Below are 10,941 nucleotides of genomic sequence, written 5' to 3'. Positions count from 1 at the left end.
GGGCAAATAATATGTACCCCTGCGGCCGGATGGCTGCAGGGGTTTAATAATTGCGTTTTTTTAATGCTATTTTAAGATTTGTGTAATAAAATACAGGCTAGAATATTTCACCACAAGAAAGGGTGTTTTTATGAGATTGAAAGGTTTGGTACTGGGCGGCGTGCTGGCAGGCTGCCTGCTGGCACAGGGAGCCGTGGGCAGCTGCATGGAGCTGCCGCTGGAAACGGCTGTACAGCTGGCGTTGAAGAATAATCCCGATGTGCTGATTACCCAGCTGGGTGAGGAAACAGCAAAGGCATCGCTGCGTCAGGCGCGGGGGCAGAACAGCTTCAGCTGGAAGGCCAGCAGCAGTTTCAGCCGTTCCGAGTCCAACAGCAAGGACTGGGAAAACGGCAACAGCAATAAGATATCCGTATCGCTGCCCCTTTATTCCGGCGGCGCGAATCAGAACAGCATCAAATCCGGCGAGCTGGGCGTGGACATCGCCAGGCTTAAGACGGAAAGAAAATGGGAAACAACCCGGCTGGCAGTGATTCAGGCCTACTATGATACGCTGGAGGCACAGAAGAAGATTGCCGTCTATCAGGACACGGTGGACAAATACCAGCAGCATCTGACTAATGTGGAGCAGCTGTATGGAGCGGGCAGCAAGGCCAAGATTGATGTGCTGCGCTCCCAGGTGGAGCTGTCCAACGCCCGTCAGGAGCTTATCAAGGGCAAGAACAGCTACGACAACAACCTGAGTACCCTGAGAAGCCTGATTTATGTGGACAGCAGTGAGCCATTAGAGCTGACGGATGATTTTTCCTATACTGCCTTTGATGGCGATGTGGGGGAGTGCCTTTCCTATGCTCTTGACAACCGCAAGGAAATACTGATGGATAACTATCAGCTGCAGCAGAAGGAGCTGGCGGTCAGGACGGCAAAAGCCGGTTATGGGCCGACGGTGGATTTGAGCGTGGGGGCAGGCTGGAGCAAGCAGGTTCTGCCGGACGGCGACAACCACGAGTACACGGCCTCCCTGGGGGTGAGCTGGAATATTTTTGACAGCGGCATCACGGCAGGCAAGGTGGACGCGGCCAAGGCGGAGCTGGCTATAGCGCAGGCGACGCTGGCAAAGGACAGGAATGATATTGATTTGGCGGTGCGCAAGGACTACAACAGCATGCGGGAGGCGGAGGAACGCTTCAATTCCACCCAGACTGCCGTAAAGCAGGCGGAAGAGGACTTCTTCATCGCCCAGGAAAAATACAAGGCCGGTGAGGGCATTATGCTGGACATCATTGACGCTCAGGAGGCTCTGTCCACTGCCCGCCACAACTACATCAGCGCCCAGTACGACTATGCCCGCTACAAGGCGGCGCTGGAAAGCGACATGGGGCTGGCTGTGGAGTACACCGCCGGTAAGTGATTTTGCACGGCAGGGGCAGGCTGCCTGACGGCCGTGTGCATAAGGAGAAAAGCAGATGAACATAAAAGGAAAGATGAAATGGCTGATAGCGGCGGCCGTGGTTCTGGCAGTGGCCGCCGGGGGCTATGGCTGGTACAGCAGCCAGCAGGAGGCGGCACAGCAGGCCGCTGCCGTGGAGCTGGTGGAGGCTTCCCGCCAGAGCCTGAAGTCCACGGTTTCCGCTACGGGAACCATCAGGCCGGTGGATTCCGTGGAGGTAAGCTCCAAAATCACCGCCCGCATCAAGTCCGTGCTGGTAAAGGAAAACGATGTAGTGAAGGCGGGGCAGACCGTGGCGATTCTGGATGGCAAGGACTATGAGGCCACCAAGGATCAGGCTTCCTATAAGGTAGCCAATACCCGCTCCAAGTACAACCGGGCGGAGTATCTTTACTCCATCGGCGCCAAGTCCAGGGAAGAGCTGGAGGATGCGGAGTATGACTACGATACGGCGGAAAGCTCCCTGTCCAAGACCGAGTCGGATCTGGCAGAGACGGTGATTACCGCCCCTATGGACGGCATCGTGGTGGGGGAGCCGAAGACGGCAGGCACCATGGCCGTGCAGGGCAACAGCAATCCGACCGTCATCATGACCATTGCGGATTTGTCCAGAAAGCAGATTCTGGCCAAGGTGGATGAAACGGACATCGGCAGTGTCAAGGTGGGACAGAAGGCCACATTTACGGTGGATACCTATACGGGCAGAACCTTTACGGCAACGGTTTCCAAGATTTCCCAGACGGATGTCACCAACAGCTGGAATACCAATTCCAGCAATTCCTCCAGCTCCAGCAGTTCTGCCAGCGTAATTTACTATTACGTGGTGCTGGACGTGGACGATCCTGAAAATCTCCTGCTGCCGGCCATGACGGCGCGGGTGGAGATTGTGACCGATGAAAAGGAAAACGCCCTGGCTGTGCCTATTTCCGCCCTGAAAACGGATTCGACAGGCTCCTATGTCATGGTGCAGGCCGGCAGGGGCGGCGGTGCTGATGCGGCACAGCAGGAGAAGCGCTATGTTACCACCGGTATTTATAGCGATGAGTATGTGGAGATACTGGATGGGCTCAGTGATGGTGATATGCTTGTCATCAGCTACAAGTCCAAGACCAGCAGCTCCGGCAAGAATGGCATGGGAGGCCCGCCTCCGATGTAAGAGGGAGGCAGAGTGCGTATGAAGGAAAAAAGTATAAAAAGCGGGACGGAGTATGTTATCCGCCTGCGGGGCGTAAAGAAGCTGTACCGGATGGGTGAGCAGCAGGTAGCCGCCCTTGATGGCATTGATTTGGACATAAAAAAGGGAGAGTTCGCGGCGCTGATGGGGCCGTCCGGCTCCGGCAAATCCACGCTGATGAATATCCTGGGCTGTCTCGACAGGCCCACCTGCGGCTCCTATGAGCTGGAGGGCAGGGAGGTGGCACATCTTTCTGACGATGAGCTGGCACTGACGCGGAACAAGCACATCGGCTTCGTCTTCCAGAATTTCAACCTGCTGTCGCGCATTTCCTCTCTGGACAATGTGGCCCTGCCCCTGATTTATGCGGGCATCGGGGCAAAGGAGCGGCGGGAAAGGGCCATGCATTTTCTGGATACGGTGGGGCTGGCCGACAGGGCGGAGCACATGCCCAACGAGCTGTCCGGCGGCCAGCGCCAGCGCGTGGCTATAGCCAGGGCGCTGGTGAACGAGCCGGAAATCATCATGGCGGACGAGCCTACAGGCAATCTGGATACAAAGTCCACGCGGGAGATTATGGATATCTTTCAGAAGCTGCACAGCACGGGACGCACCATCATTCTGGTAACGCATGAGCCGGAAATCGCTGTCTGCGCCAATCGTCAGCTGCTGGTGCGCGATGGCGTGATTACCCGTGATGAAGGAAAGGGAGTGGTGCTGGATGTTGTTTAAGGAATGTTTTCGCATGGCCTTTACGGCCCTTTATGCCAACAAGCTGCGCTCCCTCCTGACCATGCTGGGAATTATCATCGGCGTGGGGGCGGTTATCGCCATGGTATCCGTGGGCATGGGCGTCCGCAGCAACGTGCAGGAGTCCATTGCCAGCCTGGGCAGCAACATGCTGATTGTTTCGCCGGGCTCCTCCAACCGGGGCGGCCCCCGCGGCGCGGCAGGCTCCATGCAGACCTTGAAATACGATGATGCAAAGGCCATACAGGCCAAAATCAAAAACATTGATTTTGTGTCCCCCAGCGTCAGCGGCAGCTATCAGGTTGTCAACGGCAATCAGAACTGGAATACCAGCGTGCAGGGCGTAACCCCTGAGTACATGGACATCAAGTCCCTGACGGTGGAATCAGGCTCCTTTATCACCAACGACAACATGAACAAGCGTGACAGGGTAGCGGTTATCGGCACTACCGTCGCGGAAAACCTTTTTGGCAGTGAAAATCCCGTCGGCAGGAATATCCGCGTGAACAACCAGCCCTTCCGGGTTATCGGGCTTTTGGAAAGCAAGGGCCAGTCCTCCATGGGGCAGGATCAGGATGACGTGGTAATCATTCCCCTGACTACGGCCCAGGAGCGCATGCTGGGCATCACCTACGTGCAGTCAGTCAGCGTGCAGGTCAGTGATGCCATGTACATGGATCAGGTGCAGAACGACATCGAGGTACTGCTCAGGCAGCGGCACAGGATTGTGGGGGACAAGGAGGACGATTTTCATGTGCGGAACCTGACCAGCCTGATGGAAACCATGAGCCAGACCACGACCATGATTACCCTGCTTCTGGGCAGTGTGGCGGGCATCTCCCTGATTGTAGGCGGCATCGGCATCATGAATATCATGATGGTATCCGTGACGGAGCGCACCAGGGAAATCGGCATCCGCAAGGCGCTGGGGGCCACCTTCAACAACATCATGATGCAGTTTCTGATTGAGTCGGTGGTAATCGGCGTCATCGGCGGCATCATCGGCATCGCTGCAGGCTGTGGCCTGTCCTATGCCATTGCCGGTGTGGGAGGCTTTACCACGGTCATTACGCTGGCGCCGATATTGATTTCCTTTTCCTTTTCGGTGGGCATAGGCCTGCTGTTCGGTATCCTGCCGGCGCGCAAGGCGGCAAAGCTGGACCCTATCGAGGCCCTGCGGTATGAATAAGCGGTTGCAGGGCTGTACGGAGAATAAATAGCCGGCAGTAGCAATATGCAGATTGATATATGGACGAAAAAAACACCTGATATGCGTGCAACGTGCATATCAGGTGTTTTTTGTTTCGGGTTATATGTTACTTACTGCTTTGGATTGTATTCCACGATTTTGATGCCCCTGTGCTGATTCAGGTCGATGATGTTGTCCTGATCAATGCGCACCAGCGGATGCTCGGCAAAATCATGAGGATAGTTGATGATGGTGCCGGCCAGGCCGTTGTTCAGCACTACGGTGGAGCCCAGGAAGGCATCCTTTATGCGCTTCAGGATGGCCACGCTGATGGTCGGGTCCAGCTTGGTGTACATCTGCTCCGTGATTTTGGCAATGGCGGTGAACGGCGTCTGGCGGACGAAGCCCTCCCGCTCGGTGGTGATGTTGTCGTACATGTCAGCGATGGCTATGATTCTGGCATACTCATGGATTTCCTTGCCGTTTACGGCGAAAGGAAATCCGCTGGCGTCCATGCATTCGTGATGCTGGAGGGCGGCCAGCTTTACCCCGTCAGGAATCTTCCTGTTTTCGTTCAGCAGGTGCGAGCCGTCAATGGTGTGCTGCATATAGCGCTCGAAATCATCACCGTTCAGCGTTTCCACGCGGCGCGACTGCAGGCGGGGCGGGAACTTGGTCTTGCCGATGTCATGGAGGAAGCCTGCCAGAATCAGCTCGTTGACTACGCTGGTTTTCTTGTACATCCATTTGCCGATAACTCCCGCCAGAATGGAAACGCGCATGGAGTGGTTGAAAAGGTCGTCAGCCATGTGGTTCAGGCCGTACAGGTAGTCAATGACGCCGCTCTGCTTTGACATGGGCGCCAGCGAATCCCGTACCAGCGTCTGGGTTTTTTCCACAGGAATCTCGCCGCTGTTGGCAGTGGCCTCGAATATGTTGTTGACCTCGCGGATGACCTCGCGGTATTCCGCCGCAAAAGCGTTGCTGCGGTTGAATATGGTCATCACGGACTGATAGTTAGGGCTGAGTTCGTACTCGTCCTTGACATAGACCTGGGGAATGTTCAGAAAGTTGAGCCTCGTTATGTGCGCCTTGGTAAGCAGGGTGTTCTCCGACAAAATTACCACCATGTCATCGTTGACAACGGTGCGGGCTAGTTCCATCCCCGGCTGCAGCTGGCCGACTGTTAGAGCTTTCATAATGGAATCTCCTTTTCTATTTTATTGTATATGTATACCGTATATTGCATAAGATATTTATATATAATATCCTACCATATTTGGCAAAAAAAAATAAGAGGACATAAGTAGTGGAATGTCCTCTTATTTCAGATGTTCAGATTGTTTTATCCGTTGATGCCTGCCCGGAAAATTGTCACGGACCGCCAGGTATCTCCTTTTTTCAGCAGCGGCTGCGGAAATTCAGGATGGGCCGGTGAGTTTGGAAAATACTGGGTTTCCAGGGCAAAGCTGCTGCGCCTTACGTAGCTGACGCCGCCCTTGCCAACGGTGCCGTCCAGAAAATTGCCGCTGTAAAACTGCAGGCCCGGCATATCCGTGCAGACGGTCAGGGTGATGCCGGTTTTGTCACCCTCGGCATAGGCCGCCCTGCGCAGGCCGTCTTCGGCTTCGCCGCTGAGAATCCAGTTGTGGTCGTAGCCTGCGCCCCATTTCAGCTGCTGGAAATCAGCGTCAATGCGCTCCCCGATGGCGGTCAGCTGGCGAAAATCCATCGGCGTGCCTGCCGCCTGATAGATGGTGCCGTTTGGCAGGGATTCAGCGTCAGCCTCCGTCAGGCTGTCTGCGAAAATCTGCAGGCGGTGGCCGAGGATGCTGTCGTCCTCACGGCCGTTCAGGTTGAAGTAGCTGTGATTGGTCAGGTTGCAGATGGTGTCGGCGTCGGAGGAAGCCGCGTAGGAAATCTTCAGGGCGTTGTCCCCGGTCAGCTCATAGGTGACATGGACGGTAAAATTGCCAGGAAAGCCGCCGTCACCGTCAGGGCTGAAATGGGTCATAACCAGCTTGTCATCCTGCACCTCCGCCCCCCACAGCTGGCAGTGAAAGCCACGGCTGCCGCTGTGCAGGCTGTTGTTCCCGCGGGGGCCGTCGTTGGCCTCCAGCTGATAGTCAGTGCCGTTGATGGTGATTTTTGCATTCTGGATGCGGTTGGCATGGCGGCCGACGATGGCCCCCATGTAGAAGGCCTCCGCTTCATAGCCTGCGGCGTCGTCAAAGCCCCGCACGATATCCTGCAGATTGCCGTCCTTGTCCGGCACCATGAAGCTCTGCACCCTGGCGCCGTAGGTGATGATGCCGGCGCTGGCGCCGCTGTCGTTTGTCAGCGTGTAGAGATAAACCATGCTGCCGTTTTTCAGGCGGCCGAATTCTGCTCTGGTGATTTTTGTCATAGAATATACCCCTTCTCTTTCTTATTTGGTAGTTCCGCATGCTTCTGTCCTGACTATAGCACGGCAGATGGTACGGTGTCAAAGCTCCGGCCAAATTGGGAAGGATTTTCGCGGCGTGAAAATTTATCCTCCTGCTGACGGAAAAAATACAATATTCACGATTTTTTTGTTGTCATGTTTTAATAGTTTAAAGTATAATAGGCATAGTGATTTTCACAAAATACTAGAGGGAGAGTGCAAGGTATATGAAGAAGATTTTTGCGTTGTGCATGATGCTGGTTCTGGCTGTTACTGCCCTGGCAGGCTGCGGCGGCGACAATGCCGGCAAGGAAGCCGGCAAGAAGATTGTGGTGGGTCTGGATGACAACTTCCCGCCAATGGGCTTCAAGGATGAGAAGAATGAAATCGTGGGCTTTGATATCGATCTGGCCAAGGAGGCTGCCAAGCGCCTGGGCCGGGAGGTGGAGTTCAAGGCCATCGACTGGAACTCCAAGGAGGCCGAGCTGAAGAGCGGCCGTGTGGATGTGCTGTGGAACGGTCTGGATATCACCGAGCAGCGCAAGGAAAACATGCTGTTCAGCGAGCCGTACATGGACAACCGCCAGATTGTCTTTGTTTCCAAGAACAACAAGCTGGCTATCGGCAGCGAGGCTGACCTGGCCGGCAAGGCTGTAGGTACTCAGAGCGGCGGCACCACCGAGGAATATTTCACGAAGGACACCGCCCTGAAGAACTCCATGAAGGAAGTAAAATACTATCCTGACTACATTACCGCCTTTATGGATCTGGAGAGCGGCCGCATTGATGCTGTAGTGGGCGACGAGATTATCGGCCGTTACTACATCAGCAAGCATCCGGAGAATATTGAGGCTGTGGAGACTGTCATCGGCGATGTGAGCCAGTTCGGCTTTGCTTTCCGCAAGGATGATCAGGCCCTGCGTGATGAGGTGCAGAAGGTGTTTGACGAGATGAAGGCCGACGGCACCGTTGCCAAGATTTCTGAGAAGTGGTTCGCCAAGGATATAACTAAATAATCAGTCCCTGCCCGGCGGGGATGCTGTCCGGCGGCGGTGCCGCGGGAAAAAAGACCTCTGATTTTTGTCAGCAGGTCTTTTTTTTTGCGCTGATTTGAAGTAAAATATAAATATCTGTGCTTTTTTGTATTGAAAGGAAGTTTTTTTAATTATGGATAACCTGCTGCACACTATTGTGTTAATGTTGGAGGGTACCCAGGTTACGCTGGAGATTTTTTGTATTACGCTGGTGCTGGCGCTGCCCATCGGCCTGCTGGCGGCCCTGGGGCGCATCAGCAGCCTTAAGCCCGTCAGCCTGCTGATGGAGTTTTACGTGTGGATAATGCGTGGCACGCCGCTGATGCTGCAGCTTCTGTTTGTGTATTTTGCCCTGCCGCTGGTGGGGATAAAGCTGCCGGACATCGCCGCCGCACTGCTGGCCTTTGTCCTGAACTATGCGGCCTACTTTGCGGAGATTTTCCGTGCCGGCATCCAGTCCATCAGCCGCGGCCAGTACGAGGCGGCCAAGACGCTGGGCATGACCTATTCCCAGACCATGCGCCGGATTATCATCCCGCAGATGATACGCCATGTCCTGCCGCCAATCAGCAACGAAACGATTAATCTGGTCAAGGATACATCCCTGATTTATATTCTCGCCATGAATGACCTGCTGCGGGTGGCACGTACCATTGTACAGCGGGAGTTCGATATGACGCCTTTCGTGATTGCAGGCGTGTTTTATCTGGCCATGACTTTTGTTCTGACCTGGGCGTTCAAGAAGCTGGAGGCGCATTATGCAAAATATGATGAATGATAATAGCATGCTGAGGATGAGCGGCATCCACAAGCGTTTTGGTGAGCTGGAGGTATTGAAGGGCATTGATTTTTCCGTGGCCAAGGGAGACGTGCTGGCGATTATCGGGCCTTCCGGCTCCGGCAAGAGTACCATGCTGCGGTGCATCAACAGGCTGGAGGAGATTGATGCCGGTACCATCGAAATCAAGGGACGGGTGCTGGTGCAGAACAACGCTGACGGCGTGGCTGAATATGTCAGCGAGGCGGAGTCGCGGGAGATTCTGTCCTGCACGGGCATGGTTTTCCAGCAGTTCAACCTGTTTCCTCACATGACGGTCATGCAGAACCTTCTGGAGGCACCTGTGCAGGTGAAGAAGCGCCCGGCGGAAGAGGTGCGGCCGGAGGCGGAGGAGCTTCTCCGCAAGGTGGGGCTTTTTGACAAGCGCGACTGCTATCCGGGACGCCTTTCCGGCGGCCAGCAGCAGCGGGTGGCTATTGCCCGCGCCCTGGCTATGAAGCCTGATATCATGCTTTTTGACGAGCCTACCTCGGCTCTTGACCCGGAGCTGACGGGAGAGGTATTGAAAACCATGCGCGAGCTGGCGGCTGAACACATGACCATGGTGGTTGTGACCCACGAGATGGCTTTTGCCAGGGAGGCGGCCAACCATGTGATGTTCATGGCTGACGGCGTAATCGTGGAGCAGGGACGGCCGGAGGAATTCTTTGCCCATCCTGTGCAGGAGAGAACCATAGCCTTCCTGAAAAATATGCTGTAACTGCTACAAGAACATTTGGAGGAATCAAATATGCAATATTGCGAAAAAAGAGCGTGGCTGGGCCTGCTGGGGCGGGCGATGCTGTTTATCGCTGGCTTTGTGCTCATATTTGGTGCGGCACATGCCGAGGCGGCCTTTGCGGAAAGGGCCGGTTCCATGTCCGAAATCAAGGCCGTCAGGGTCAGCAACAGCGCTGACAAGACGCGCATTGTGCTGGACGGGACAAAGGAGACTTCCTACAAGGTCAGCGTGCTGTCCAATCCCCAGCGGATTGTGGTGGATATACAGAATGCCTGGCTGTCTCCTGACGTGAAGAAATCAACGACCATTGACAGCAGATTTGCCAAGGCCGTGCGTATCGCCCAGCATGATACCAGCACGGTGCGCGTGGTGGTGGAGAGCAGCGTAGGCAAGAACAATTACAAGGTCTTTCCGCTGAAGGGCGGCAGTACGGCTTACCGCATCGTACTGGATTTTGGCAATCTGGGTGGCAGCAGCGGCGGTGCCGCTATTGATTTCAATCCAAAGCCGAAGGAAGAGAGTGCAGGCAGCACCGGCGGCAGTTCCGGCACTGCCACCACCGGCACTGCGGCGGAAAAGGATAACGGCACGGACGGAAGCACGGACGTGGTGGTCAAGGGCGAGCCTGTATTCACGCCGGGGCTGAAGGGCAAAATCATTGCGCTGGACGCCGGTCACGGCGGCAGTGATGTGGGGGCCATCGGCCCGACGGGCGTCACGGAGAAGGGCGTTACCCTCCGGGTGGCGCTGGAGCTGCAGAAAAAGCTGATAGCGGAGGGGGCGTCGGTGATTATGACGCGCACCACCGATACGGAGGTTTCGCCAAAGAAGGCCAAGGCCTCTGACATTGAGGAGCTGCAGGCCAGATGTGACGCGGGCAATGACAAGAACGCGGACATCTTTGTGTCACTGCACATGGATTCCTTTACCAACAGCTCTCCGAGCGGCACTACGGGATATTATTATGTCAATGGCTCCAAGGCGGGCCGGCGGCTGGCCAAGGAGCTGTCCGAGGCGCTGGTGGCGGAGCTGGGAACGGGCAACCGCGGCACCAAGAGCTGTAATTTCTACGTGGTGAAGCATACCACCATGCCGGCGGCACTGATAGAGATGGCATTCATATCCAACGACAAGGAAGAACGCCTGATGAACTCCGAGGCAGGCGTCAAGAAGGCTGCCGAGGGGCTTCTGAAGGGTATCCGCAGCTTCTTTGGCTGATGCTGTGATTATTTGCTGATATTGGAGTGAAAGTACGGAGTATGGAAACAGAAAGAGAATTTACCTTTTCCGAGGCCGAGTATAATGCCCTCATGGAAGAGCAGAAGGCGGAGCGCATGAAGAGCCTGCGCCGCCACAGGCT

At 55.4% G+C, this 10,941-nt stretch carries 10 protein-coding genes; 8 read left to right on the top strand and 2 right to left on the bottom strand.

What is annotated here, in order from left to right; all coding sequences use genetic code 11:
* Positions 1–130 precede the first annotated feature (130 nt).
* Genes ACI3UA_RS04825 through ACI3UA_RS04810 form a run of 4 tightly spaced genes read left to right on the top strand, consistent with a single transcriptional unit; the run spans position 131 to position 4,563 of the window.
* Positions 131–1,411 (top strand): TolC family protein, encoded by a 1,281-nt coding sequence (locus ACI3UA_RS04825; protein WP_439723698.1) that lies wholly within the window; start codon positions 131–133, stop codon positions 1,409–1,411.
* Positions 1,412–1,466: 55 nt separating this feature from the next.
* Positions 1,467–2,606 (top strand): efflux RND transporter periplasmic adaptor subunit, encoded by a 1,140-nt coding sequence (locus ACI3UA_RS04820; RefSeq protein ID WP_439723697.1) that lies wholly within the window; start codon positions 1,467–1,469, stop codon positions 2,604–2,606.
* A gap of 18 nt (positions 2,607–2,624) precedes the next feature.
* Positions 2,625–3,356 carry an ABC transporter ATP-binding protein gene (locus tag ACI3UA_RS04815; RefSeq protein WP_439723696.1) on the top strand — a complete coding sequence of 244 codons (732 nt, stop codon included), beginning with the start codon at positions 2,625–2,627 and terminating at the stop codon, positions 3,354–3,356.
* The gene (locus tag ACI3UA_RS04810; protein ID WP_439723695.1) at positions 3,346–4,563 is read left to right on the top strand and encodes an ABC transporter permease; all 1,218 of its coding nucleotides are present in this window, start codon (positions 3,346–3,348) and stop codon (positions 4,561–4,563) included. Before ACI3UA_RS04815 ends, ACI3UA_RS04810 begins: the two co-directional genes overlap by 11 nt.
* A gap of 131 nt (positions 4,564–4,694) precedes the next feature.
* Here ACI3UA_RS04810 and ACI3UA_RS04805 read toward each other — a convergent pair whose 3' ends face one another.
* Entirely contained in the window at positions 4,695–5,762 is a 1,068-nt protein-coding gene (locus ACI3UA_RS04805) for an HD-GYP domain-containing protein (protein WP_439723694.1), read from the bottom strand.
* A 146-nt stretch (positions 5,763–5,908) separates the two neighbouring features.
* Positions 5,909–6,970 carry an aldose epimerase family protein gene (locus tag ACI3UA_RS04800; protein ID WP_439723693.1) on the bottom strand — a complete coding sequence of 354 codons (1,062 nt, stop codon included), beginning with the start codon at positions 6,968–6,970 and terminating at the stop codon, positions 5,909–5,911.
* 245 nt (positions 6,971–7,215) lie between these two features.
* Between ACI3UA_RS04800 and ACI3UA_RS04795 the strand changes: the two genes are divergently transcribed.
* The 4 genes from ACI3UA_RS04795 (at position 7,216) to ACI3UA_RS04780 (ending at position 10,799) form a co-directional block, all read left to right on the top strand.
* On the top strand, positions 7,216–8,004 hold the full coding sequence (locus tag ACI3UA_RS04795; RefSeq protein WP_439723692.1) for an amino acid ABC transporter substrate-binding protein: 789 nt from the start codon (positions 7,216–7,218) through the stop codon (positions 8,002–8,004).
* A gap of 151 nt (positions 8,005–8,155) precedes the next feature.
* Positions 8,156–8,800: an amino acid ABC transporter permease gene (locus ACI3UA_RS04790; RefSeq protein WP_439723691.1), complete on the top strand. Its 645-nt coding sequence runs from the start codon at positions 8,156–8,158 to the stop codon at positions 8,798–8,800.
* Positions 8,781–9,560, top strand: a complete 780-nt coding sequence (locus ACI3UA_RS04785) for an amino acid ABC transporter ATP-binding protein (protein WP_439723690.1) — start codon at positions 8,781–8,783, stop codon at positions 9,558–9,560. The genes ACI3UA_RS04790 and ACI3UA_RS04785 overlap by 20 nt, the downstream gene beginning before the upstream one ends.
* Positions 9,561–9,590: 30 nt before the next feature.
* Positions 9,591–10,799 (top strand): N-acetylmuramoyl-L-alanine amidase, encoded by a 1,209-nt coding sequence (locus ACI3UA_RS04780; RefSeq protein ID WP_439723689.1) that lies wholly within the window; start codon positions 9,591–9,593, stop codon positions 10,797–10,799.
* Positions 10,800–10,941 lie beyond the last annotated feature (142 nt).

Source organism: Anaerovibrio sp. (assembly GCF_051866355.1).
In the GTDB taxonomy this organism is placed as follows: Bacteria; Bacillota; Negativicutes; order Selenomonadales; family Selenomonadaceae; genus Anaerovibrio.
Note: the sequence above shows the minus strand (reverse complement) of the source record. Positions and strands in the feature narration are given on the sequence as shown.

Coding starts and splice junctions, on each gene's coding strand:
- ACI3UA_RS04785 (WP_439723690.1), top strand. CDS start 8,781: ATGCAAAATATGATGAATGATAATAGCATGCTGAGGATGAGCGGCATC.
- ACI3UA_RS04805 (WP_439723694.1), bottom strand. CDS start 5,762: ATGAAAGCTCTAACAGTCGGCCAGCTGCAGCCGGGGATGGAACTAGCC.
- ACI3UA_RS04815 (WP_439723696.1), top strand. CDS start 2,625: ATGAAGGAAAAAAGTATAAAAAGCGGGACGGAGTATGTTATCCGCCTG.
- ACI3UA_RS04825 (WP_439723698.1), top strand. CDS start 131: ATGAGATTGAAAGGTTTGGTACTGGGCGGCGTGCTGGCAGGCTGCCTG.
- ACI3UA_RS04820 (WP_439723697.1), top strand. CDS start 1,467: ATGAACATAAAAGGAAAGATGAAATGGCTGATAGCGGCGGCCGTGGTT.
- ACI3UA_RS04780 (WP_439723689.1), top strand. CDS start 9,591: ATGCAATATTGCGAAAAAAGAGCGTGGCTGGGCCTGCTGGGGCGGGCG.
- ACI3UA_RS04810 (WP_439723695.1), top strand. CDS start 3,346: ATGTTGTTTAAGGAATGTTTTCGCATGGCCTTTACGGCCCTTTATGCC.
- ACI3UA_RS04790 (WP_439723691.1), top strand. CDS start 8,156: ATGGATAACCTGCTGCACACTATTGTGTTAATGTTGGAGGGTACCCAG.
- ACI3UA_RS04795 (WP_439723692.1), top strand. CDS start 7,216: ATGAAGAAGATTTTTGCGTTGTGCATGATGCTGGTTCTGGCTGTTACT.
- ACI3UA_RS04800 (WP_439723693.1), bottom strand. CDS start 6,970: ATGACAAAAATCACCAGAGCAGAATTCGGCCGCCTGAAAAACGGCAGC.